This is a genomic window from Herbaspirillum rubrisubalbicans, assembly GCF_003719195.1.
Lineage (GTDB): Bacteria > Pseudomonadota > Gammaproteobacteria > Burkholderiales > Burkholderiaceae_D > Herbaspirillum > Herbaspirillum rubrisubalbicans.
In genome coordinates, this window is record NZ_CP024996.1 from 3972562 (window position 1) to 3997106 (window position 24545).

At 61.3% G+C, this 24545-nt stretch carries 22 protein-coding genes and 1 pseudogene; 12 read left to right on the forward strand and 11 right to left on the reverse strand.

Annotated elements, in window-relative coordinates; translation table 11 throughout:
• Positions 1-50 precede the first annotated feature (50 nt).
• The 3 genes from RC54_RS17630 to RC54_RS17640 all read right to left on the reverse strand — a co-directional run bounded on the left by RC54_RS17630 (position 51) and on the right by RC54_RS17640 (position 1628).
• Positions 51-770, reverse strand: coding sequence for a FadR/GntR family transcriptional regulator (locus tag RC54_RS17630; RefSeq protein ID WP_058896303.1), 720 nt, complete (start codon positions 768-770; stop codon positions 51-53).
• A 193-nt stretch (positions 771-963) separates the two neighbouring features.
• Positions 964-1287 carry a helix-turn-helix domain-containing protein gene (locus RC54_RS17635; RefSeq protein WP_044531392.1) on the reverse strand — a complete coding sequence of 108 codons (324 nt, stop codon included), beginning with the start codon at positions 1285-1287 and terminating at the stop codon, positions 964-966.
• Entirely contained in the window at positions 1284-1628 is a 345-nt protein-coding gene (locus RC54_RS17640) for a type II toxin-antitoxin system RelE/ParE family toxin (protein WP_058896304.1), read from the reverse strand. Before RC54_RS17640 ends, RC54_RS17635 begins: the two co-directional genes overlap by 4 nt.
• Before the next feature lie 104 nt (positions 1629-1732).
• Between RC54_RS17640 and RC54_RS17645 the strand changes: the two genes are divergently transcribed.
• From RC54_RS17645 to RC54_RS17675, 6 genes are all read left to right on the forward strand, one after another.
• Positions 1733-2638 carry a LysR family transcriptional regulator gene (locus RC54_RS17645; protein WP_061790548.1) on the forward strand — a complete coding sequence of 302 codons (906 nt, stop codon included), beginning with the start codon at positions 1733-1735 and terminating at the stop codon, positions 2636-2638.
• 138 nt (positions 2639-2776) lie between these two features.
• The gene (locus RC54_RS17650; RefSeq protein ID WP_058896306.1) at positions 2777-3610 is read left to right on the forward strand and encodes a putative hydro-lyase; all 834 of its coding nucleotides are present in this window, start codon (positions 2777-2779) and stop codon (positions 3608-3610) included.
• Between the two features lie 111 nt (positions 3611-3721).
• Positions 3722-4966 carry an MFS transporter gene (locus RC54_RS17655; RefSeq protein WP_044531396.1) on the forward strand — a complete coding sequence of 415 codons (1245 nt, stop codon included), beginning with the start codon at positions 3722-3724 and terminating at the stop codon, positions 4964-4966.
• Positions 4967-5379: 413 nt separating this feature from the next.
• Positions 5380-7062, forward strand: coding sequence for a Na+/H+ antiporter (locus RC54_RS17660; protein WP_058896307.1), 1683 nt, complete (start codon positions 5380-5382; stop codon positions 7060-7062).
• Between the two features lie 805 nt (positions 7063-7867).
• On the forward strand, positions 7868-8890 hold the full coding sequence (locus RC54_RS17670; RefSeq protein ID WP_061790549.1) for a sensor domain-containing diguanylate cyclase: 1023 nt from the start codon (positions 7868-7870) through the stop codon (positions 8888-8890).
• Positions 8891-8902: 12 nt separating this feature from the next.
• Positions 8903-9550, forward strand: a complete 648-nt coding sequence (locus tag RC54_RS17675) for a TetR/AcrR family transcriptional regulator (RefSeq protein WP_255221014.1) — start codon at positions 8903-8905, stop codon at positions 9548-9550.
• A 458-nt stretch (positions 9551-10008) separates the two neighbouring features.
• Here the strand turns inward: RC54_RS17675 and RC54_RS17685 are convergent, their stop codons facing one another.
• From RC54_RS17685 to RC54_RS17710, 6 genes are all read right to left on the reverse strand, one after another.
• Positions 10009-10278 carry a hypothetical protein gene (locus tag RC54_RS17685; RefSeq protein ID WP_058897614.1) on the reverse strand — a complete coding sequence of 90 codons (270 nt, stop codon included), beginning with the start codon at positions 10276-10278 and terminating at the stop codon, positions 10009-10011.
• A 234-nt stretch (positions 10279-10512) separates the two neighbouring features.
• Positions 10513-11301, reverse strand: coding sequence for a type 2 periplasmic-binding domain-containing protein (locus tag RC54_RS17690; RefSeq protein WP_244216368.1), 789 nt, complete (start codon positions 11299-11301; stop codon positions 10513-10515).
• Positions 11302-11338: 37 nt separating this feature from the next.
• A complete protein-coding gene (locus RC54_RS17695) occupies positions 11339-12112 on the reverse strand; it encodes an ABC transporter permease (protein WP_058896310.1) in 774 nt (257 codons plus the stop codon).
• Between the two features lie 85 nt (positions 12113-12197).
• Positions 12198-13199 carry an ABC transporter substrate-binding protein gene (locus RC54_RS17700; RefSeq protein ID WP_058896311.1) on the reverse strand — a complete coding sequence of 334 codons (1002 nt, stop codon included), beginning with the start codon at positions 13197-13199 and terminating at the stop codon, positions 12198-12200.
• Positions 13196-13969, reverse strand: a complete 774-nt coding sequence (locus RC54_RS17705; RefSeq protein ID WP_058896312.1) for an ABC transporter ATP-binding protein — start codon at positions 13967-13969, stop codon at positions 13196-13198. Before RC54_RS17705 ends, RC54_RS17700 begins: the two co-directional genes overlap by 4 nt.
• A gap of 216 nt (positions 13970-14185) precedes the next feature.
• A complete protein-coding gene (locus RC54_RS17710; RefSeq protein WP_061790545.1) occupies positions 14186-15067 on the reverse strand; it encodes a sugar nucleotide-binding protein in 882 nt (293 codons plus the stop codon).
• Positions 15068-15103: 36 nt separating this feature from the next.
• Here RC54_RS17710 and RC54_RS17715 point away from each other — a divergent pair, with 36 nt between their 5' ends.
• The 3 genes from RC54_RS17715 (at position 15104) to RC54_RS17725 (ending at position 18330) form a co-directional block, all read left to right on the forward strand.
• On the forward strand, positions 15104-16144 hold the full coding sequence (locus RC54_RS17715; protein ID WP_058896314.1) for a CDP-6-deoxy-delta-3,4-glucoseen reductase: 1041 nt from the start codon (positions 15104-15106) through the stop codon (positions 16142-16144).
• A 422-nt stretch (positions 16145-16566) separates the two neighbouring features.
• Positions 16567-17769 carry an acetylornithine transaminase gene (locus RC54_RS17720; protein WP_058896315.1) on the forward strand — a complete coding sequence of 401 codons (1203 nt, stop codon included), beginning with the start codon at positions 16567-16569 and terminating at the stop codon, positions 17767-17769.
• A gap of 36 nt (positions 17770-17805) precedes the next feature.
• Positions 17806-18330: a C40 family peptidase gene (locus RC54_RS17725; protein ID WP_174526151.1), complete on the forward strand. Its 525-nt coding sequence runs from the start codon at positions 17806-17808 to the stop codon at positions 18328-18330.
• On the opposite strand, the gene RC54_RS17730 is transcribed toward RC54_RS17725, so the two are convergent.
• Positions 18318-19106: a FadR/GntR family transcriptional regulator gene (locus RC54_RS17730; RefSeq protein ID WP_061790544.1), complete on the reverse strand. Its 789-nt coding sequence runs from the start codon at positions 19104-19106 to the stop codon at positions 18318-18320. The genes RC54_RS17725 and RC54_RS17730 overlap by 13 nt on opposite strands.
• Before the next feature lie 9 nt (positions 19107-19115).
• A complete protein-coding gene (locus tag RC54_RS17735) occupies positions 19116-20177 on the reverse strand; it encodes an Ldh family oxidoreductase (protein ID WP_174526150.1) in 1062 nt (353 codons plus the stop codon).
• A 669-nt stretch (positions 20178-20846) separates the two neighbouring features.
• Here RC54_RS17735 and RC54_RS17745 point away from each other — a divergent pair.
• The 3 genes and pseudogenes from RC54_RS17745 (at position 20847) to RC54_RS17755 (ending at position 24489) form a co-directional block, all read left to right on the forward strand.
• Positions 20847-21806: pseudogene (locus tag RC54_RS17745) on the forward strand (C-terminal binding protein).
• Positions 21807-21920: 114 nt separating this feature from the next.
• A complete protein-coding gene (locus tag RC54_RS17750; RefSeq protein ID WP_017453011.1) occupies positions 21921-23006 on the forward strand; it encodes an ABC transporter ATP-binding protein in 1086 nt (361 codons plus the stop codon).
• A 151-nt stretch (positions 23007-23157) separates the two neighbouring features.
• Positions 23158-24489 carry an ABC transporter substrate-binding protein gene (locus RC54_RS17755; protein WP_058896319.1) on the forward strand — a complete coding sequence of 444 codons (1332 nt, stop codon included), beginning with the start codon at positions 23158-23160 and terminating at the stop codon, positions 24487-24489.
• Positions 24490-24545: the final 56 nt, after the last annotated feature.

Genomic DNA, 24545 nt, shown 5'->3' on the forward strand with positions numbered 1-24545 from the left:
GCACCTTATCCATCTTGAACCAGATGCTCCTGCTCAGACTAGCGGCAGGCTCAGTCGTGGATCGATTCGTCCTGGCTGCGCCCGGCGCTGCGATAGGCGTCGCGCACCCGCAAGAGGTGGTGGCGCATGGCCTCGGCAGCCTTGTGCGGATCGCGCGCCTTGAGCGCAGCGAGGATGTCGCGGTGATCCTGCAGGCTGCGTTCCAGCGTGGAGGGAATGCGCGAGGTGATGGAGCGGCTCTTCTTGCCCAGCATGTAGAGGCTGCCGGCGATGCTTTGCAGGAAAGGATTGTCGCAGGCTTCGATGATGGCTTCATGAAACTCCACGTCCGCCGCCGAAAACGCCGCCGGGTCCGACAACAGGCGTGCCTCATCCTCGACATTGCGCGCCAGGCGCGCCAGTTCGGCCTCTGGCATGTGGGTTGCTGCCAGCGCCGCCACGCCGGTCTCGATGATGAGGCGGGCATCGAACAGCGCTTCCAGCGTGCCGGGATTGAGGTCGATGATCATCTCCAGCGGCTCCAGCAGTTCGCGCGTTTCCAGCGAACTGACGAAGGTGCCCTCGCCCTGGCGGATGCGCAGCAGGCCCAAGAGCGCCAGCCCACGGATGGCTTCCCGTACCGCAGGGCGGCCCACCCCCAGCATGGCGGCCAGCTCGCGCTCGGGCGGCAATTGCTGGTCAGGCTTGAGCAGCCCGCTACGGATCATGGTCAGCAGCCGCTGCGCGACCTGCTCGGAAATCGATTTCTGGACGATAGGATCAAAGGACATGCTGTCGGAATGCGTACCTGAAGGGATGAATCATTGCCGCACCGGCAATGCCTATGTGGTCGGTCGCCGCGACTTGCAAAGGCGACAAAAGGTAGGACCAATGGCTGTGGAGGATAGGTATCGAGGCGGGATGTGTCAAGCGACGGGAATTTTGGTGCAGTGCGCAAGAAATGCAGTACTGCGCAGGGTTGCCTCAGACCAGAGAACTGATGCGGGCGATGAGGCTAGGATCCTGATCAACCAACTTCAGCAAGACGGCAGCCTGGGCATTCGGACGGGAGACGCCCTGTTCCCAGTTCTGATAGGTGCGGGCATTGACGCGCAGACTGCGCGCCATGATGGCTTGCGAAACACGTACCTTGCTCCTGACTCGCTGAATCTCTTCGGCAGTAATCGAGACAGGTTCCGGCGATAGCTTCACCTTGGTAGTGCGTAAAGTGAGCTTACCTTTGCGCTCGGCGGCCATGTCCTCGACTCCGGCCATCAGTTCGTCGAACAGGTTTCTTTTCTTCTTCATGATGTTTTCCCTCGGGCCAATTCATCTTCAAGAACGTGTTTGAGCAGCTTGCGCTGTTCGGCTGTCAGGTCAGCCATTTCATTTTTGTCATAGATTGAAAAAAGCCAGAACTGACGTTCTTCACTCCAAAAATAATAGATGACCCGCAAGCCCCCGCGTTTACCCTTGCAACGGCGTGCATCAGGAAAACGAATCTTCCTTAGTCCACCCGTATCCTTGATCAGCTTGCCCGCATGAGGATGCCTCATCAACATCTGTTGAAGTTCAGCATATGCCTCATCCGAGAGATAGTTCGCCCGGTAGGCTTCAAACATTCGCGTTTCTTTGAATACGGCTTCCATCCGCGAACCATACGCATTTCACGTATGGTGCTCCATCGTACCATAGGGCAGAATCGATCTAGGGCCTGTCCCCCTTGAGTCCAACCTTCCTCTACCTGACCCTCATGAACCTGCGTTTCGTCGAAGCCTTCCACTGGGCCGCCTCGCTCAAGAGCATCACCCGCGCCGCTGAAAAGCTGCATATCACGCAATCGACCATGTCCAGCCGCATCGCCTCGCTGGAGGAAGAGCTGGGGGTGGTCCTTCTGGACCGACGTGAAAAACAATTCCGTCTGACGGTCGCCGGCCAGCGTTTCCAGCGCCTGGCCGTGAAGCTTCTCGACATGCAGCGCCAGATCCGCCAGGAACTCGGTGGCAACAGCGCCGGCCCGCTGCTGCTGCGCATCGGCAGCATCGAATCGGTGGTGCATAGCTGGCTGCCGGCTTGGTTGCAGGAGATCCGCAGCCGCTATCCCGACTTCGCACTGGAACTGACCGTGGAAACCTCGCCGGTGCTGACCGAACAGATCCGGCGCGGGGCTCTGGACCTGGTCTTCACCTCCACGGTCGGCAGCGACACCGCCGTGCGTTCACGGCTGATGACGCCGATGGACATGGTCTTCGTCGGCCACCGTGAGCGCTTCGGTACCCGCGTGCATACCCTGGATGAACTGGCCGCGCACGACCTCATCACCTTCCAGCGCGGCTCGCAGCCGCACCAGGGACTGCTGCAACTGTGCCAGGAATGGGGCGTGCTCAATCCCCGCGTGCACGCCATTTCCTCGATCTCGGCCATGGTGCAACTGGTCGAAGGCGGCTTTGGCGTGGCCACCCTGCCGCGGGCCTCGGTGCGTGAACTGACGCGTCGCCTGCCGCTGCGCATCCTGCGCTGCGAAGCCACTCTTGCCGCCTTGCAGATCCATGCCAGCTATCGCGAAGACCCCAGTTCCAGTCTGGCCGAGCTGGTGCTCGATTCGGCCCTGGACCATGCGCGGCGCGCACAAGCAAAAGGCCGCGCAGCAGAAAAATGAGGGGCTGGCACGGAAATCGCTATAGTGAATTTTCCATTGTCCTCATCGAAAAAATCGATAACAAAAGATATAAATTTTTTGTTGGACGACCTCCCGGCACGCTCCTAAGATCGGCTCCAGTCAACTAGGGAGACCGCCATGCCAGAGACTGCCACCGCCTTGTCCGCCACGCCAGCCGCACTATCGGCGGCATCGAGCGCATTGGAGGTGCGTCTGGCCGCCCGCAGCGGCGCCTTCACCGGGCACACCAGCGGCGTGGCCAGCGCCCACGTACAGGTCAACCTGGCCATTTTGCCGGCGGCACTGGCGGCGGACTTCCGTGAATTCTGCGCACGCAATCCTGTTCCCTGTCCCTTGCTGGGCGTCTCCGAACCGGGCTCGCCGGCCCTGCCGGGGCTGGGCCTGGACCTGGACGTGCGCAGTGACGTGCCGCGCTACCACGTATGGAGAAACGGCGAGCGCGTGGCCGAGGTGAACGACCTGCGCGAGTACTGGCGAGAAGATCTGGTGAGCTTCGCGCTGGGTTGCTCCTTCTCCTTTGAACACGCGCTGCTGGCCGCCGGCATCCCGCTGCGCCACGTCAGCCAGGGCCGCAACGTGGCCATGTATCGCACCAATCTGCCGACCCGAGCAGTGGGTGTCTTCAGCGGTCCCACGGTGGTATCGATGCGTCCGCTCAAGGCCGCCGATGCCATTCGCGCCATCCAGATCACCGCGCGCACTCCGCAGGTGCATGGTGCACCGATCCACATCGGCGATCCGAGCCTGATCGGCATTGCCGATATCAACCAGCCCGACTATGGCGAGGCGGTGGCCATCCATGCCGATGAACTGCCGGTGTTCTGGGCCTGCGGCGTCACGCCCCAGGCCGCCATCGTCGCCGCCCGGCCCGAATTGTGCATCACCCATGCACCGGGCTACATGCTGGTGACCGACAAGCTCAATAGCGAACTGCTGGACCAGCCCGCCTAGCTGCCGGCAGGAACATCCGTTTTTCTCCCACGCTGCCCGGCACGTCGATATGTGCGAGGCAGACGGTGGGCGCACGTCAGTGATTTACATACTTTCATTACGGGGATCATCATGTGGCTGCAGGAAACAACGACAAGCGAGCGGCGCACGCTCACGGCGACCTTCACCGGCTATGCGGTGGATGGTTTTGATTACATGATCTATACCTTTCTCATCCCCACGCTGCTGGCAGCATGGAGCATGAGCAAGGCCGAGGCCGGCTACATCGCCACCGGCGCTCTGCTCACCTCGGCTGTGGGCGGCTGGGCGGCCGGTGTGCTGGCTGACCGCTATGGCCGGGTGCGGGTGCTGCAATGGACAGTGCTGTGGTTTGCGCTCTTTACGTTCCTCTCCGGTTTTACCAATTCCTTCGGCCAACTCTTCTTCACCCGCGCCATGCAAGGCTTCGGCATGGGCGGGGAATGGGCGGTGGGATCGGTGCTGATCGCCGAGACCATCTCGGCACGTCATCGCGGCAAGGCCTCGGGCCTGGTGCAGAGCAGTTGGGCCGTGGGCTGGGCCGCCTCGGCACTGGCCTTCTGGGGCATCTACGCAGTACTGCCGCCGGAGATGGCGTGGAAGGTCTTGTTCTGGATCGGCATCCTGCCGGCTCTGCTGACGCTCTACATCCGCCGCACCCTGCACGAGCCGGAGATCTACCTGGCGACCCAGGCCCGGCTGCGCCAGAGCGGCCAACGCGGCAACTTCCTGCGCATCTTCCACCGCGACCTGCTGCGCACGACCTTACTGGCCAGTCTGCTGGCTACCGGAATGCAGGGTGCGTATTACTCGGTGACCACCTGGCTGCCCACCTTCCTCAAGACCGAACGCCACCTCTCGGTGCTGGGCACCAGTACCTATCTGCTGGTGCTCATCGGTGGTTCCTTCTGTGGTTACCTCACCTCGGCCTGGCTGTCCGACACCATCGGTCGCCGCCGCTGCTTCATGTTCTTTGCGGTAATGGGCATCGTGCTGGTATTGAGTTATACGCAAATGGTCATTACCGATGCCTGGATGCTGGCGCTGGGCTTCGTGCTGGGATTTTTCCTCTCGGGGATTTTCGCGGGCATGGGCGCCTATCTGTCCGAACTCTTCCCCAGCGACGTGCGTGGCTCGGGACAAGGTTTCTGCTACAACGTCGGCCGTGCCCTCGGGGCGATCTGCCCGGCGCTGGTGGGATACCTCGGCAACAGCCTGCCCTTGGGGCAAACCATTGGCTGGGTCGCGGCGGCCTGTTATGCATTGGTGATCCTGGCCTGCCTGGCGCTGCCGGAGACGCGCGGCAAGGAGCTGGAGGCGGCCGTGGCCAGCGCGTGAGCGCAACATTCCCTTAGGAGCCAGAGATATGTCGAAGCAAGATCAAGACGCAACCCGCGGCGGCCCGCAAACTGCACACCGGCCCGGCACAAGCGCTTTGGCTGAAAAAGTGAAGGTCTGTGCGTCATCTGCCCACTGCAAGCCGGTTTTTCCCCTCCTGAAGAAGAATTGCGCAGGATTCCCCTGTGCCTGATTTGCAGCGCAATTCTGCATCCGCCCCACCTCTCCCGATGCCGGCCGCGTGCCGGCATCGTCTTTTGCGGTCCGCCGCCGAGCAATGAGGCAGGCCGGTACGTCCTGCCGTATACTTGCAAGCCTGTTGCAACTCTTTGTTCGCCCCCTGCAACTCGCCGCGGTCACGCGAGTCTGACCCACCCGCGCCCACGTTATCAGAACCATCAACCGCTGCCTCCATGGAAATCGTCTTTACCGTCTTGATCCTGCTGCTGGCCGTGGCCGTCTCCGGCGTGGTCGCCAGGCTGGCCCCGTTCAAGTTGCCCTTGCCCCTGTTCCAGATCGCGCTCGGTGCGGTCTTGGCACTGCCCATGTTCGGCCTGCGCATCAGCTTCGATCCAGAACTGTTCCTGCTGCTGTTCATCCCGCCGCTGCTCTTTACCGATGGCTGGCGTATGCCCAAGCGCGAATTCTTCCGGCTGGCACGCCCCATCCTGGCGCTGGCGCTGGGTCTGGTGATGTTTACGGTGGTCGGGGTGGGTTACTTCATCCACTGGATGATCCCGGTCATTTCGCTGCCCTCGGCCTTCGCGCTGGCCGCCGTGCTCTCGCCCACCGATGCGGTGGCGGTCTCCTCCATCGTCGGCAAGGGCCGGCTGCCGGCCTCCATGCAGCATGTGCTGGAAGGCGAGGCGCTGATGAACGACGCCTCCGGTCTGGTGGCCTTCAAGTTCGCCATCGCCGCCGTCATCACCGGTACCTTTTCCCTGCTGGACGCCAGCATTTCCTTCGTCCTGATCGCCGCCGGCGGCATCGCCGTGGGGCTGATCGTGGCCTGGGGCTTCGGACTGATCCGGCGCAAGATCATCGAATGGGCCGGCGACGAACCGGGCATCCAGGTGGTGTTGCTGCTGTTGATTCCCTTTACGGCCTACATCTTCGCCGAACACTTTGGCCTGTCCGGCATCCTGGCCGCGGTGGCCGGCGGCATGTTGATGCCCTACCTGGAGACCGCTGGTGGCGAATCGGCAGCTACCCGCCTGCAAGGACGCAGCATCCTGACCATGCTGGAATTCGTCTTCAACGGTATGTCCTTCCTGCTGCTGGGCCTGCAGTTGCCTGGTATCGTCAGCCTGGCCCATGTGGATGCGCAAATGGCGGGCAACGTGCCGGAGTGGCACCTGTTCGTCTATATCCTGGCCATCACCGTGGCGCTGATCGTGCTGCGCTTTGTCTGGGTCTGGGTCAACCTGCGGATGCGCCGCTTCGCCTCGGCCCTGCGCGGACAGAGCGGACGCAATCGCAAGTTCGACCTGCGCCTCATCAGCATCACCGCCTTGTCCGGGGTGCGCGGCGCCATCACGCTGGCCGGTGTGATGTCGATCCCGCTGCTGCTCAAGGAACATACGCCCTTCCCTGCACGCGACCTGCTGATCTTCCTGGCCACCGGGGTAATCATCTGCTCGCTGCTGTTCGGCAGCTTCCTGCTGCCATGGCTGCTCAAGGATCTGCAACTCGATGCCGAGGTCAAGCGACGCCGCGCCGAAGAAATGATGGCGCGCCTGCGCCTGTCGGAGGCGGCCGTGCGCAGCATCGAAACGGCCCAGGAACGCATCGGCGAAAACCTGGACGAATCGGACCTGGCGCTGTTGATGGAAGTCAGCGGCAGCCTCTTGGCCACCTACCGGATGCGCATGAATGCCGAGAGTGATTCGGAAGAAACCCAGCGCGCCGCCAACCGCTTCAAGCAGTTCGAACGCGAACTACGACTCGAAGCGGTCCGCGCCGAGCGACTGGAAGTGCATTACCTGCGCGCCGAACAGCGCATCAATGACGAAACCTTCCTGATGCTGATCAACCAGATCGACATGGCCGAGACCTGGCTGCTGGGCTCGCTCAATGGGCCGGGGCAGCATCACTGAGGGTTCGTTCCATTCAAAGGCGGCGGCATTGCAATGGGGAAACATAAAAATAGAAAAATAGAAAAATAGAAAAACAGGATGAGTCATTAATCGTCACACTAAACCCTTGAAAATAGTTAACTAACTCGTTAGATCAATCACATTATGGGTGTGATTGATACGTGGCGAATAGAGCATTCTTTTGTTCGTCCACCGTCCCACGTTCAATCCGTGACGATATCTGGTAGACGGCATGAAAATCGAACGGGGATGGTGTTGTTTTGGAGCTCGCTCAAACTCATTAGAACTCATTTCATAAATAGGCGTGAGTGCGAGCGTGTCCGTTAGCTTGATGATCACCGATTCATTATCCTTTGCCCGAAGACGGGGGCCTGGGCGGTCTTAAATGGTGGTCACTACTATTCATGAAAAAAGTTGGCGCAAGTACCAACGATATCGCTAGGCTAGCTGCGTTAAGGGGGGGGGGTTAATGCATAACGTCGTCACGACTCATCAGGGGCAACTAGCGCGACATGCATATGCTTGCCTGTCAGCGCCTTTAGAACGTCTCGAAGACGATCTCAAGCGCTCGCTCACTACGCTTCTCAGTCACATTAGGCACATTAGGCATCGCCATTTGGCGATACTTTTCGCACGCTCTTCGATCGCAAGGCGAATTCTGTCTCGATTGGAGGGAGCCTGAACGGCCCTCGCCCTGGCGAGGCGCGCCAATCTGCGCCTTGAACATCATCCCCAACGGGACTCGTTCGAACTTACGCCTATTGATGAAATCAGTTCTAGTTAAATTAAAGGATTGGGGCGGGGCATGAAGAGGGACCTTGAAGAAAGGCATCGTCAATCGCAGGCCGAAAAATCTGGGGTAAGCCACTTACCCAGACTGCTCCGCGCCGTCCTGGACTCTCTCGACAGCCAAATTGCATTGATAGACCGTGCCGGAGTGATCCGCTACGTCAACCAGACATGGTGTGAATTCGGCAAAGAGAATGGTATTCCTCCTCAGTACAGTTGGATTGGCACAAACTATCTTGCTGTCTGCCGTTCGGCAAGCAAGAGCAGCGAGGAGGATGGACAACAAGTCTACGCAGGCATCAGATCAGTGCTTGAGTCTAGAGCGCCGTCCTTTCAGTACGAATATCCATGCCATAGCCCGAATCAACAGCGTTGGTTCATCATGCGTATCGCCCCCGTGTTGGAAATGGAAAGTTTCTTCGTCATTTCTCATAGCGTCATTACAGGACGCAAATTAGCCGAACAGCGCATAGAGCGTCTCAATGAAAAACTTGCGCTGCTGGCCGTCACGGATAAATTGACCGGCCTGGCCAACAGAATGAAGCTGGACGAAACACTGGATAGCGAAATCGCCCGTGCCCATCGATATGGAACAAAGTTATCACTGATCCTGCTTGATGTTGATCATTTCAAGGAAGTGAATGACAAGTTTGGACATTCGGTCGGGGACGCGGTCCTTGTCAGTATTGCGGAGATATTACGCACTAACGTGCGTGCCACAGACATAGTCGGTCGTTGGGGGGGAGAAGAGTTTCTCCTCATCCTGCCGCAATGCGATATAGAGGCTTCCTCGCGTATGGCTGAAAAACTAAGATTAATTGTGGAGAGGCATAGCTTCGCACTTATCGATAAGCGCACCTGCAGCTTTGGCGTTGCGGCCTACCAATTTGGACATGATGGCACTACGCTTCTTTCCTTGGCCGACTCAGCACTCTATCGCGCTAAAAAAAATGGACGCAATCGCGTTGAGATTGCTATTGAACCCGAACCGAGCGTCAACTCAAGAGACCGAAAAATCAGTTATTTAGTTAGTCGATGATGGGGGGCATGAATGATTCAAGTTCACTCCGAGCCAGGCGCTGCAAGGAGGCGTCCTGGAAGACCACGCAATCCTGAAAGCAGAGCCCGTCTTCTAGACGCAGGACGAATGCTGATATTGAAGCAGGGGTTGGACTTCAATATCGAGTCGATTGCGGTGAATGCTGGTGTAGCAAGACGGACTTTCTACAGCTACTTCGAAGATAAAGAAGCCTTCGTAGCCGAGCTGTTACGAGACGCTGAGACAGCGATTGGTACAGCAGATGACGAGCTTGCAGGCATCCTGGAAAAACCACTGGCAGATGCACTGTACGAACTCGGCATAAGATATCTAGAAGGCATCAACCAGCGCAAAGAATTCAGATGGGCGCGACTTCTGGCCTCAGCGAACAAGACATATCCTCGGTTAGTTGAACGCATGTTCCATGAAGCCCGGTGCCGAGAGCATGCGTTACTCACTCGCATTGTCGAACAAGCGATGGCAAGCGGCAGGCTCATCTCATGTGACCCCGCTCAGGCCGCCGGAGATATCGTTGGGCTGTGGCATGGCGTGGCTGTTTGGCAAATAGCGACCTGCTCACTACCCACGCTAAGTCACGATGAAATAGACCGACGTGTTCGTAGAGGTGTACATCTATTCTTGTGCATCTACGAGCCTTGAACCGGTTACGTAGACACGGTGGCTTTCAAAGGATGGGAGCGGGGGGCATGAAGAGCGACCGTGAAGAAGGATATCGTCAGTCGCAGTCCGAAAACACTGTGGCAAGCAATTTCCTCTGGCTACCCCGAGCAGCCCTGGACTCTATCGACAGTCAAATTGCATTGATAGACCGTGTATTCTGTGCCGACATGACCTTGTGCGTCAGATCTACGATTCGTATCTACCCGTTTCGACCTTTACCTTGCCTCTGAAGGGGCAGAATTTTCTCATTAGAACCTGCCAGCCAACGCTGCAACAAGTGTTGCGCAACTTGATGTCCAATGCGGTAAAGCATCACGACCGACCGCAGGGAACGATCACCGTCGCAGTACGCCGGCCGGCTACCGCATCGCGGCAGCAACGACAAAGCCCGCAGCACCTTTTCAGGGCTGCGGGCTTTGTGGATGGCAGATGGAGGATCAGGCGACCGAATTGACGGTGGTGCCGATGATATCGCCGGTAGCGTTGCGCGAAGCTTGTTCGCGCCGGCTGCGTTCCTGGCGTGCGTTTTCGGCGCGGGTTTCATCGGCCTGGATTTCTTCCAGGCGACGCTGTTCGGCCTTGAGCGCGGCAGCCGCTTCCTCGGCGCGACGCACCGCGACCGGATCGTTGGCCTTGCCCGTGGTGGGGGCGTTGCCGTTGGGGTCGGAAACGACAGAGTTGACAGCGGAGGCGATGTCCATGGCCATGATGGGCTCCCTTTGGAACGAAGGCTGAGTGATGAAGTCTGGAGGCAACATCCTGTCTCCTCCAGTAACGCGAATGTCTTCTATGTTACGCCCATTGTCGCCCTCTGCCACAGGGAAAACCTGCGTGGCCTGCTTTTTTTGTGCCAGTTGGCGACGCTTCGTGATGCCGCTGGCAACAAAATGCCATCGCGCCCTTATCGGGCTGGCAAATCATTGCCGAGCTGGCAAGCCCGCTCAGTGACAATCCGGGACGTTCTGATCCAGGTAGACCTCGAAGGCCACGTTGTTGACCCACTTCTTGATGGCCGCCTCCCAGAACGCAGCGTTCCATCTGGCCGCAGCCTGGCGTGCTGCGGCCAGGTCTGCCGCATCATTGCCGCGCACCTGCAGCACCAGGGTCTGGCGACTCACCGGGGCCAGTTGCGCGGAGAATTTCTTCCACTCGGGCAATTTGAGCAAGACCTTCAGCAGGGTGTCGTCATGCACGGCGGCATCACACTGGCCGATACGCACGGCCAGCAAGGAATCGGCCGGGGCCGGCATCACTTTTTCGATGGCGCCATAGCGCGCAGCCAGGGTGCCGACATAGGGCGAGCCGGCAGACACGCAGACGCTGCGCCCCTTCAAGTCTTCCCATTTGCGGATGCTGGTGTCGCTGCGCATGATGGCCATGCCGCCAGCGCTATAGCCGGTGGGAATCTGAGTGAGATCGTTGGTGGTCGCTGCGTCCGCTGCCATGCGCGTCAATACAAGCTCCGGGCGTAAGCTCTTGAGCGCGGCACGCTCGGCAGCGTTGGTTTGCAGCTCGGGCTTGAGCTTCCATTGCACAGCCATATCCTCGGCCAGCACGGTGGCGATGTTTTCGGGGGTGCGGAATTTCATGCCGGCCTTGTAAGTCGGCGGCACATGATCCAGGCCGATGCGCAATTGGCCGTTGCGGCGGGCGTCGTCCACGACACCCGCATGGGCGCTGACATTGAAGGCCAGCAGCGCCAGCAGAAGCAAGCAATGAAGTCTGCGCATCGTTAGTTTCAGAGAACGGAAAACTTAGTTATTGGAATCAGACATACTGGTACTTCAGCAAGCGATGTTTAAGGTTTTCCAGGATCACCTGGTCGATCAAGGCGGCCAGGATGGCGATGGTGAGGATATTGGCCATCACACCGATCATATCGGCAGTCTCGCCCGAATAGGCTAGCGTGCGGCCCAGCCCCTTGCCGAAACCCACCAGCATCTCGGCCGAGATCAGTGCGCGCCAGGCATTGCCAAAGGCCAGCTGAGCGCCGGTGATGAGTTCCGGCATCACCGCCGGCAGATAGACCCGGCGCAGCATGGACAGGCGCGAAGCACCCATCACGCGCGCCGCCGACACATGCACCTGCTGCACGCTCTCGGTGGCATTCATCACCGACAGCGCGGCCGGGAAGAAGGCGGCAATGGCCACCACCACCACGATGGGCAGGTTGCCAAAGCCCATCAGGATCAGGAACAGCGGCACCCAGGCAATCGAGGGGATCGATTGCAGGATCACGATGGCCGACTTCAGCACTTCACGGAAGAAGAACAGCACCGCGCCGATCAGCCCAAACCCGATGCCCAGCACCAGCGCCGAGCCATAGCCCAGCCCCAGGCGATAGAGACTGCCGAAGAGCGCCGCGCGGAAATTACTGGACTGCACCTCTTCCCACAGGCGCACCGCCACCTCCGGCACTCCCGGCATCAGGAAGGACGGCAACGACCAGGCCGCGATCTGCCACATCAGGAGGATGAAGGCGATGGCCAGCAACATGGCCAGTTTCTTGCGCACACCAGTGACACGACGCTGAGAGCTCATACGATAAAAGACTTATAAAAGACGATGGCCGGACTGTGGCCGGCCAGGGTAAAAACTTATATTGCGCACGCAAAAAACTTAGGTTTTACAGCTTGCGCGCGTTCTGCCACGACAGGTCGGTGATGCCATTGACATCGAAGGGCTTGCCGTCACGGGTCTTCAAGGAACCCTGTGACTGCAGGATATCGGCGATTTCCTGCATCCGGTCCTGGTCCTTCTTGCTGATCTTGGGGGTGAAGGTCTGGCTCTTGATGGCGTCGCGGATCACGTCTTCGCGCAGCATCTCGCCATGCTTCAAGGTCTTCAAGGTCGGTTCGGCGATGAAGTAGCCGGCGATCAGCTTGGAGGCTTCGGCTGGCTTCTTCTGCAGCAGGGTGATGGCATCACGCTGCGCATCGAGCGACTTCCAGACCGCGTCACGCTTCTTCTTCAGGGTCTCGCCGGAAGTGATGACCACCATGCAGGGGAAAGGCCAGACTTCGCCGATCTCATAGACCTGCTTGACCGGCGCGATCAGTTGCGCGATGCGCGCCTGCGGCTCGAACAGGAAGGCGGCATCGACCCGCTTGCCCACCAGCGACTGCACCGCCACCTGGGGCGAGACGCCCATTACGTTCACATCATCGGGCTTGAGGCCGGCGTCGCGCAGCACCACGCCCTTGAGCACGGTGTCAGCCGTGCTGCCCTCGGCTTGCGAGGCCAGGGTCTTGCCCTTCAGGTCGGCCACCTTGTTGATGCCCGAATCGTCACGCGCCACCAGGGCGTGGTAGCCCAGTTGCGCGCCGCCCACCACCTTCAGGTCAGCGCCCTTGGAAGCCCAGGCCACGGCATTGGAAAAGCCGAACACGCCGCTATCGAGCTGGCCGCCGACAATCGCCTTGACCAGGTCGGTGCCGGACTTGAACTCGATCAACTCCACGTCCAGGCCGTACTTCTTGTACAGACCGGCCTCATAGGCGGCCATGGCTTGCGCATCGTCCATCACGCGCAGGTAGCCGATCTTGAATTTTTCCAGGGCCAAGGCGTTGCTGGAAAAAGCCAGAGCGGCGGCGGTGATGGCCGGCGCCAGGATGCGTGCGAGTTTCATACTCCAACCCCTTCTAGGTTTTTGGCAAATTCATCCTGCTCGGCATGGATGCCCAGCAGGCCAAGGATCTCGCGACGGGTGGCCGCGAATTCGGACAGGTCGTGCGTCTTTTCGTGATGCACCAGGTTGAATTCCTTCAAGACCTTGGCCGGACGCGGGCTGAACACGAAGATGCGGTCAGCCAGGAACAAAGCTTCATCCACATCGTGCGTCACCAACACCACGGTCGGGCCCTGCTGGCGGATCAGCTCGCGCAGGGCATCCTGGAGGGTCATGCGGGTGAGCGCATCAAGTGCGCCAAAAGGTTCATCCAGCAGCAAGGCCTTGGGTTGCGAGATGAAGGCGCGCGCCAGGGCGGCGCGCTGGCGCATTCCGCCCGAGACCTGGTGCGGGTAATAGTGTTCGAAACCCTTGAGCTTGACCTTTTCCAGCCAGGTGCGGGCCTGCTCGGCGGCGACTTGCTTGTTCACGCCCTGGAACTCCAGGGCCAGGGCCACGTTCTGCTGCAGGGTCAGCCAGGGATAGAGGGCGTTTTCCTGGAACATCAGGGTGCGCTCGGGATGCGGGCCACGGATGGCCTGATCATCGCCGGCGACCGTGCCGCTGCTGGGCTTTTCCAGGCCGGCTGCCATGTGCAGCAGCGTGGACTTGCCGCAACCGGAAGGGCCCACCAGCGCGACCAGTTCACCCGAGGCAATCTCGCGGGTGAATTCCTCGATCACGTGCAGGTCACCGAACCGCTTGGCGACGTTGTTGAAAGATAGCTTCATGTCGTCCGGCCCACTGGCCGCGCTAGGAATGGAGTGATGGGAAGATGCCGGGCACGGTGCTCTTTGGCCTGCCTGATGGTCCGGCGCGCCTCTCCCTTTTATTCAGGCATGGACTGTACTGTTGCTCGCCAGGCAAAACAACTACTTATAAATCGTATGCTTATTCACATTCCGAATAAGAAAGGCGTGCAAAACGCATATAGATGGCAGTTTTCTTCAGTTTCTTGTCAGTTTCCATTGCGCCAGCAGGCTAGGCACGTCCGGGTAGCGTAGCCGCACGCCCAGCTCTTCCTTGATGCGGCGATTCTCCAGGCGACGCGACTCCGACATGAAGGACAGCATCATCGGCGAGACGTTGCGTTCCAGCTCGCTGCGCGGCAGGCGCGGCGGGCGCGACAGGCCGGCGGCATCGGCCACCAGATCGAAGTAGTCGCCCATCTTGAGGTCGCTGTCATCCACCGCGTGATAGATGCGATTGGGCGCGCCCAGGCGCAGGGCGGCGGCGGCGACGCGGGCCAGGTCATCGGCATGGATGTGGTTGGTATAGACGTCCTCGGCCGCCGACAGCGCCGGCAAGCCCTTGTGCAGGCGCTCCAGCGGCAGGCGGTCGGCAGCGTAGATGCCGGGCACGCGCAGGATGGAAAGCTTGCCGTGACGACGCCGGGCCCAGGCGCGCAGCACGGTTTCGGCATCGACCCGACGCACGGCGCGGGTGTTTTGCGGATGCACGCGGCGCGTCTCATCAAAACTTGCGCCAGCGCAATCTCCGTAGACACCGGTGGTGCTGATATAAACCAGGCGCGCGCCCTCGGGTAAAATGGCGGCCAAATTGCGGGTACGGCGGTCGAGACGACCTTCCGACTGCGGCGGCGCCAGATGCACGATGGTCGGTGCCAGGCGCGCCAGGCGGCCCAGGCTCAGGGGATGATCCAGATCGGCCAGCACCGGAACGGCCCCGGCCGCGCGCAGTTCGGCGCAGCGCCCAGGCTGGCTGGTGACGGCCAGCACGCGATAGCGCGGCAGCAGCAGCGGCAACAGGCGCAGGCCGACGTCGCCGCAGCCCAGGATCAGTACACGGGGCAAGCCCAGTTTTTTCACGATATTCCACCCAAATTAATCCAGAAGCAGAATTGTATGAGTTTCCAAGTCACAGTCCAGCCTAGCGGTCGCCAATTCACCTGCGACGCCGACGAATCCATCCTCACCGCGGCCATCCGCGCCGGCGTGGGCCTGCCCTACGGCTGCAAGAACGGCGCCTGCAGCTCCTGCAAGGGCAAGCTTTTGTCCGGCCAGGTCGAGCACGGCGCGCATCAGGAGCGCGCCCTCTCGGCCCATGAAGAGCAGTTGGGCTATGCCCTGTTCTGCGTGGCCAAGCCCCAGAGCGACGTCACCATCGAGGCGCGCGAAGTGGCCGGCGTGGGCGAGATCCCGGTGCGCAAGCTGCCGGTACGCGTGGCCAAGCTGGAGAAGGTGGCCGATGACGTGATCATCCTGTCGCTGCAATTGCCGGCCAATGACCGCCTGCAGTACAAGGCCGGCCAGTACGTGGAATTCCTGCTGCGCGACGGCAAGCGTCGCAGCTACAGCATGGCCAACGCCCCGCACAAGGATGAGCCCATGAGCCTGCACATCCGCCACCTGCCGGGCGGCCTATTCACCGACCAAGTGTTCAGCACCCTGAAGGAACGCGACATCCTGCGCATCGAAGGTCCGCTGGGTACCTTCTTCCTGCGCGAAGACTCCGACAAGCCCATCATCCTGCTGGCTTCCGGCACCGGCTTTGCGCCCATCAAGGCCATCGTCGAGCAGTTGCAACATGCCGGCTCCAAGCGCCCGGTAACCCTGTACTGGGGCGGCCGCCGTCCGCAAGACCTGTACCTGAACGCGCTGTGCCAGCAGTGGGAACAGGAACTGCCCGACTTCAAGTACGTGCCGGTGGTCTCCAACGCCCAACCCGAGGATCACTGGAGCGGCCGTACCGGCTTCGTGCACCGCGCCGTGATGGAAGACTTCCCCGACCTGTCGGCGCACCAGGTCTATGCCTGCGGCGCACCGATCGTGGTCGAATCGGCGCAACGCGACTTCAGCGCCCAGTGCAAGCTGCCGGAAGGCGAGTTCTACGCAGATTCCTTCACATCCGAAGCCGATCTGGCCAAGCCGGCCCCGGCCGCCTGAGAGGATCTGGGTGGCGCCGTGCGTGGCCCTGGATGTCATGCCGGCGTCATGCGCATTTGCGAAGATGCCGCGCAAGCCTGATGGCGCGCGGCTGGGCGCGGTGCGACACAAATGCAACGGCCAAGCGCCGCAAGCCAGCGCCAGCCGATCCTGTGGGAAATTTCTTTTTGACGCTCTGCGCAAAACGTCCTAATATTCACCGCATGATCGCCAACGCCACATTTTTACGACGCCGCAGCCAACCTGAGAAAGGTTTGCTGCTGCACGCGTGAAGTGAAACGAATCGCGAAGCCACAGGCAAACCCTGTGGCTTTTTTTATTCGCCATCCGGGTCTGTCGTGCGCCTGCCGCCTAGCGCTTGGTTTTACCTGACGGTCTGTTCCGCACCTTCCCAACCATCCTATTCTTGCAGGAGCCATTCGATGCAATACAGCCAGTCCGACGCCAACAAGCTGATGTACGTCACCAACCGCCCCGAGCTGGTCTTCACCGAAGGCCAGGGCATGTGGCTGACCGACCATCACGGCAAGCGTTACCTCGATTACCTCCAGGGCTGGGCCGTCAACACCCTGGGTCATGCCCCGCAATGCATCGCCGACGCCCTGGCCGCGCAGAGCAAGAAGCTGATCAACCCATCGCCGGCCTTCTACAATGCGCCCTCCATGGAGCTGGCCAAGCTCTTGACGGACAATTCGGTCTTCGACCGCGTGTTCTTCGCCAACAGCGGCGCCGAAGCCAATGAAGGCGCCATCAAGCTGGCCCGCAAGTGGGGCAAGAAGAACCCGGCCGGCGACGGTTCGGCGCGCTTCGAGATCATCACCTTCAAGCACAGCTTCCACGGTCGTACCCTGGCCACCATGTCGGCCAGCGGCAAGGACGGCTGGGACACCATGTTCGCCCCGCAGGTGCCGGGCTTCCCCAAGGCCACCCTGAACGACCTGGCCAGCGTCGAGGCCCTGATCGGCAGCCATACCGTGGCCGTGATGCTGGAACCGGTGCAGGGCGAAGGTGGCGTCATTCCCGCCTCCAAGGAGTTCATGCAAGGCCTGCGCCGCCTGACCAAGGAAAAAAACCTGCTCTTGATCGTGGACGAAGTGCAGAGCGGCATGGGTCGTACCGGCCAGCTGTTCGCCTACCAGCATTCCGGCATCGAACCCGACATCATGACTCTGGCCAAGGGCATCGGCGGCGGCGTGCCGCTGGCAGCCCTGCTGGCACGCGAAGAGATCGCCTGTTTCGAAGCCGGCGAGCAAGGCGGCACCTACAACGGCAACCCGCTGATGACCGCCGTGGGCGTGGCCGTGATCAAGGAGCTCTTGAAGCCCGGCTTCATGGAAACGGTGCGCGAGCGCGGCCAGTACCTGCGCCAGCGTTCCCTGGAAATCTCGGAAAAGTATGGCTTTGAAGGTGAACGTGGCGAAGGCCTGCTGCGCGCCATGCAATTGGGTCGCGACATCGGTCCGCAGATCGTCGAAGCCGCTCGCAACCTGGAACCAGTGGGCCTGCTGCTCAATTCGCCGCGTCCCAACCTGCTGCGCTTCATGCCGGCCCTGAACGTGAGCAAGGAAGAAATCGACCAGATGTTCTCCATGCTGGAAGAAGTCCTGGCCAAGATCGGGAAGTAAGCCATGGCGGGGCGCGTGCGGATCGAGTCGAGCCGGATGGCGGTACTGCCATCCCCCCTGTCCTGGCTGGCCGCGCTGGCGGCGGCACTGGTGCTGGCCGCCTGCGGCACGGCACCGACCGCCCCGCCCATCTCCCGGTTACCGGGCGCCCCGCAATCGCAGGTGCCGGCATTGCCGGCCAGCGACAATGGCAATGAAGTGGCGCTCTATGCGCTCTCACTGATCGATACCGGCTACCGCTTCGGCGGCAAGAATCCCTCGGCCGGGCTCGATTGCAGCGGCATGGTCACCTATATCTTCGGCCAGGCTGCCAACTACCATATCAGCGGCAGCGCTGCCGACATCGCGCGCCGCGGCCGACAGATCGATCCGGCGCAATTGCGTGCCGGCGACCTGGTGTTCTTCAACACCGAGAACCGTCCGTTCTCGCACGTAGGCATCTACCTGGGTGATGGCCGCTTCGTCCATGCGCCCTCGACCAATGGCAAGGTGCATATCTCGCGCATGGACAATCCCTACTTCTCGCGCCGCTTTGAAATGGCGCGCACCTACTTCAACTGAAGGGCGCTCTTGCGGGTCGCGCGCTTGCGCGGCTTGCCTCGCTCCTGTTCTTGCTCTGGCCCCTGTTGGCGATGGCCGTATGCGCGGATCAGGTTGGCGCTGTAGCGGGTGAAGGCGATATCCATGTGCCGTCGCATGGCCGCACGCGCCTGTTCGGCGTTGCGCGCGCGCAGGGCCTGCATGATCAGGCCATGTTCCTCGATGGCTTCCTGCCATACGCGGGTGCCGTCGAAATGGCTGTGCAGGCGCTCGAACAAGGGCCCCAGGCGGGCATCGAAGAGTTGCGTCACCAGCCCGACCAGCACGCTGTTGCCGGTGGCTTCGGCCAGGCGGATGTGGAACAGGCGGTCGGCTTCGAGCGGATCGATGCCGGCCTCGGCATGGGCCATCATCAACGCATAGGCTTCTTCCACCGCGGCGATCTGTTGCTTGCTGCCATGCTGGGCGGCAGCGTAGGCTACCTCCCCTTCGATCATCTCGCGCGCGCGGATCAGTTCCAGCGGCCCTTCCTCGCCGGACAGATCGCTGCGCCGCTCGCGCTGCACGGGCGGACAGACATAGATGCCCGAACCCATCCGCACTTCGATATGTCCTTCCACCTCCAGCGCAATCAAGGCCTCGCGCAAGGAGGGCCGGCTCACGCCAAGTTGCAGCGCCAGGTCGCGTTCGGACGGCAAGCGCGAACCGACGGCGAATTCGCCGTCCACGATCAGCTTGCGTAGCTGGTCGCTGATCTGGCGATACAGTCGCTGCGGTTCGATCGCTTCGATGGGCATGATGGAGGTTTAGCCAAGGGCCGCCGGAAAGGCCAAGCCATGACTGGCCGCCGCCTCGCGCAGCATGGGGGCGATAGTCGGATGCAGGGCCACGCCTTGCTCCAGTTGCTCGGCGCGGCGTTGCAGGGCACGGTCGCCCGGCATCCGCACCTGGCCCACGCCGGGGCGCGGCGCATTGTGGCGGCAGGCTTGTGCGATATGGTCCATCTGGCGCTTGAAATCCTGTTCGCCACCGAAAGCCGATGGGTCGTAAAGCGACAGGAACACGGTGGCGCCCCACCCTGCCGGCGGATCGGCACGGCCAAAGCCGGACAAGCCACCGGTGAGCGCCTCGATCAGCAAGGCCAGGCCAAAGCCCTTGTGCCCGGCCGACAAGCCCCCCAGCGGCAGAATGGTGCCGGGGGGCGTGGCCGTGAGCACAGCAGGATCGCGACTGGGATGGCCCTGGCCATCGATCAGCCATTCCTCCTCGAACTGCTGGCCCGCCTTGTGCAGGCGATTGCTCATGCCATTGGTGGTGATCGACGCCGAGATATCCACCAGGAAGGGCGTGCCCGAGGTGGGAATGCCTGCCGCAATCGGGTTGGGCGTAAACACCGCCTGGGTACCACCGAAGGGCGCCACGCTCTGCACGGCCGGGTCGGAACTGGCCAGGATCATCATGAACCCCTCCTGCGTGGCGCGCAGCAGGTAGGCGGCCAGGCAGGCGATGTGGTGGCTGTGATGGATGGTCAATGAGGCCGTGCCATAGTCGCGCGCCTTGGGGATCAAGGCATCGATACCCCGATGCACCAGCCACGGTCCCGGCAGGCGGCGACCATCCCAGGCCAGAGCGGCGGCGCGCTCGGAGAGCACTTCCGGCTCACCGGTGCGGGTCATCGTACCTTTTTCCAATTCCTTCACATACGGGGCCAGCAGTGCCAGGCCGTGGGTATCGTGGCCCAGCAGGTCGCCATCGACCAGGGTGGCGGCCACGCTATCGGCCTTGTCAGCATCCAGCCCGGCCTGTTGCAGCAAGCTCGTGGCGAATTGGCGCAAGGCCTGGACGGAAAAACGTTCGGGTGCAGCCATGCAGAGAACCATCCTTTCAAGGAGTGCGATGCAGCGTGCAACGATGTGGGAGCGGTCTGCTGTCTCCGGGATCGATTTTTTAACCATCCTGCGCAAGCATCGATGGTGATCGATGGTCCGCGAATGCGGTAATGTGGTCAGACCAGCTCAGGTCAGAATTTCATATCGGATCGCAGGTGTCAAGGATGAATCTGAGGCGAAAAATCATTCCTCTTTCACGCGCCGCAGCATTTTCACTACCCTCGAGAACCCGCCGCAAAGCCTTGTCCCGCCTGGCCTCTACGCCAGCCGGCGATGATGCCTCGTGCTGCAACGGCAGCATGGAAAACAGCCCTGTGGCTTCCTGACAAAATGCTTTCTCGCGATCTGGTATTACCACTTGACCAAACAAATCGGGCTGCAATAGACTCGCAGCCAATCGCATCAGCCATGTCACACCAGCCTGCCCGACCGTCACAGCCTGTCCGGTCCATCAGAAGAGCATTAAGCCTGCATTAACCCTGTATCAAGTTCGCATTAAGCCTGTATTAAGCCCGCATTAGGCCCGCATCAAGCTCAACATCAGCATCAGTCGTACCCGGGAACACGACACAGCCACACAATCGGCGGCCGTGTTCCAGGAAGTAGTTGCAACAAGGTGGCCCGAGACAACCATCATGGAGACCCGCAATGAAAGTACTGATTACGGACTACGATTTCCCCGACGTCGACCTGGAGCTGGCGCTCTACAGGCAAGCCGGCGTGGAAGTCGTGACCGCGCAATGCCGCACCGAAGACGACGTCATCGCCGCCTCTGAAGGCTGTCAGGGCTTGCTGGTGCAATACGCACCGGTGAACGCCAAGGTGTTTGCAGCACGTCCTGAAATCCGCATCGCCAGCCGCTATGGCGCGGGCTTCGACACCATCAATACCGCCGACGCCGCCCGCCACGGTGTCTGGGTCGCCAACTCGCCCGACTATGGCGTGGGCGAAGTGGCCACCCATGCGCTGGCCATGGCGCTGGACCTGATCCGCAACATCACCGTCTACGACCGCGCGGTCAAGGCTGGCTAGTGGCACTACACCACGGCCGGCATCATCCCGCGCGCCTCCGAGCTCACCCTCGGCATCATCGGCCTGGGCCGCATCGGCAAGCGCATGGCGCACATCTCGCGCAATCTGTTCAAGCGCGTCATCGCCTATGACCCCTACATCATCGATGGCGACTTCCCGGCCTACGTGGAACGCGTCGGCCGCGAGGATCTGTTCCGGCAGGCGCACGTGGTATCGCTGCATACTCCGCTCAACGATGAGACGCGCAACATGATCGATGCCTCGCTGCTGGCGCTGCTGCCGCCGCAAAGCTACCTGGTCAATTCCGCACGCGGTGGGCTCATCCAGATCGACGACCTGCTGGCCGCGCTGGAAAACGGTCAACTCAAGGGCGCGGCGCTGGATGTGTTGCCAGTCGAGCCGCCCACGACATCGGCAGCGATCGTGCAGCACCCGCGCGTGCTCTTGTCGCCGCACGCGGCATTCTTCTCGGACGTGGCCGCGCGCGAACTACGCCGCAAGGCGGCCCAGAACCTGATCGACTGGGACCGCAACGGACGCCCCTCCTACGTCGTCGTCCAGGGCCATCCAGCATAAGCAGCACGCGCCGCAAGCGGCGTGAGGAACCTAGTACAACAAGCACGCTGTGGCCGGCCCCGCCTGGAACCGGTTACATGGCGTCGATACGAGGATAGACACGAGGAGCATTTGATGGCATCAGTACAGATTCGCGCAGTCAAGAAACAGTTCGGCAGCACCCAGATCATCCGGGGCGTCGATATCGATATCGCCGATGGCGAATTCACCGTCCTGGTCGGCCCTTCCGGCTGCGGCAAATCGACCCTGCTGCGCATGTTGGCGGGCCTGGAAGAAATCACGGGCGGCGAGATTCTCATCGGTGGCACCGTGGTCAACAACGTCCAGCCCAAGGACCGCGACATCGCCATGGTGTTCCAGAACTACGCGCTCTATCCGCACATGACCGTGCGCGACAACATGGCTTTCTCGCTCACCCTGGCCAAGAAGGATAAGTCCTTCGTGGAAGAACGGGTCAAGAAGGCGGCCGACATCCTCGGCCTGAACCAGTTGCTGGACCGCTACCCGCGCCAGCTCTCGGGTGGCCAGCGCCAGCGCGTGGCGATGGGTCGCGCCATCGTGCGCGATCCACAGGTGTTCCTGTTCGATGAACCGCTCTCCAACCTGGATGCCAAGCTGCGCGTGCAGATGCGCACCGAGATCAAGGAACTGCACCAGCGCTTGAAGACCACCTCCATCTACGTCACCCATGACCAGATCGAAGCCATGACCATGGCCGACCAGATCGTGGTCATGCGCGATGGCCTGGTGGAACAGCGTGGTCGCCCCCTGGACCTGTACGACCATCCGGCCAACCTGTTCGTGGCCGGCTTCATCGGTTCGCCCGCGATGAACTTCATCCCGGCCACCTTGCGCCGTGGCGCTGGCGCGGCCGAAGTCGAGTTCGCCGATGGCACCCGCGTGCCCGCCCCTTATGGCAGCGCCTTGCAAGGCAATGACGGCCAGCAGGTCACCTATGGCGTGCGTCCCGAACATCTTTCCATCGGCGCCGCCGGAACAGGTATCGCCACCCAGGTCATCGTGGTGGAACCGACCGGAGCCGATACCGAAGTGTTCTCGCGCTTTGGCCAGACCAGCCTCACCTCGATCTTCCGCGAGCGTCATGACTTTGGCGCGGGCGACGTGATCCACCTGGTGCCCGACCACAGCCGCACGCACCTCTTCGATACTGCATCGGGCCAGTCGCTGGCAGCGCGCTGATCGCCCCATCCATCCCGCACCATCGCCATACCACCATACCGCAGTCCCAAGGCAACACCCGTAGCGCAGCATCAGAACAACAAGAGTCCATCCGCAAGAACCTCTGTTCGCAAGCGGTCCAATTCGACGTTCAACCGAAGGAGTAGGAGACATGAGCAAGCTGACACGACGCGAATTTCTGGTCACCAGTGCTGCCGCCGCAGCCGCATCCAGCCTGGGCGCGAACGCCTTTGCCGCTGGCCCCGGCGTGGCTGGCGCCGATAGCATCAAATACCCCATCGAAGCAGGTGCGACCCTGCGCGTGCTGCGCTGGAAGCGCTTCGTCCAGGGTGATGAAGACCTGTGGAACGCCAATGTGAAGAAATTTACCGAACTGACCGGCATCCCGGTGCGCACCGACAGTGAAGGTTGGGAAGATGTGCGCCCCAAGTCGGCGGTGGCGGCCAATGTGGGCAGTGGCCCCGACATCGTGCTGGGCTGGTTCGACGATCCGCAGCAGTATCCGACCAAGCTGATCGATATGACCGATCTTGCCGATTCGCTGGGCAAACGCTATGGCGGCTGGTACGACGTCTGCCGCAAGTACGGCACCAAGGATGGCAAGTGGATCGCCCTGCCGCTGGGCGTGATCGGCAACGCCCTGGTCTATCGTGAAAGCCAGATCAAGGCGGCCGGCTTCGACGCCATTCCCAAGGACACAGCCGGCTTCCTCAAGCTGTGCCAAGCCTTGAAGGCCAAGGACACGCCAGTCGGCTTTGCCCTGGGCAAGGCCGTGGGGGATGCCAACAACTGGGCGCACTGGCTGTTGTGGTCGCACGGCGGCAAGCTGGTGAACAAGCAGGGCCAGGTCGCCATCAACTCGCCCGAGACCCGCGCCGCGCTGGAATACGCCAAGCAGCTCTATGCTACCTTCGTGCCGGGCACCCTGTCCTGGCAGGATCCGTCCAACAACAAGGCCTACCTGGATGGCCAGATCAGCCTGACGGCCAACGGCATCTCGGTCTATTACGCCGCCAAGAATTCGCAAGACCCCAAGCTGCAGGAGATCGGCCGCGACACCCAGCACGCGCACTTCCCCATCGGTCCGGTGGGCAAGCCCTCCGAGCTGATGCAGATCACGCAGATGATGGTCTTCAAGCACACCAAGTACCCCAACGCGGCCAAGGCTTTCGTGCAATTCATGTTCGAGCCGGACCAGTACAACCCGTGGATGAAGGCCTCCATCGGCTACGTCAGTCAGTCGCTCAAGGCCTACGAAAAGAACCCCGTCTGGACCGACGATCCCAAGGCCACGGTGTACCGCGACTCGGCCTCGCTGATGCTGGACCATGGCCACGAAGGCCCGCTGGGACAAGCCTCGGCGGCCTGTATGGCGGACTATGTGGTGGTGGACATGGTGGCCGAAGCAGCGTCCGGCGCCAAGACCGTGCAGCAGGCCATCGACCGCGCAGCCGAACGCGCCAAGCGCTACTACAAGGCTTGATGCGGCTGGCTCGAGCCTTCACGCGGCCACGCCGGGTTCCCTCGGGACAGCGGGCC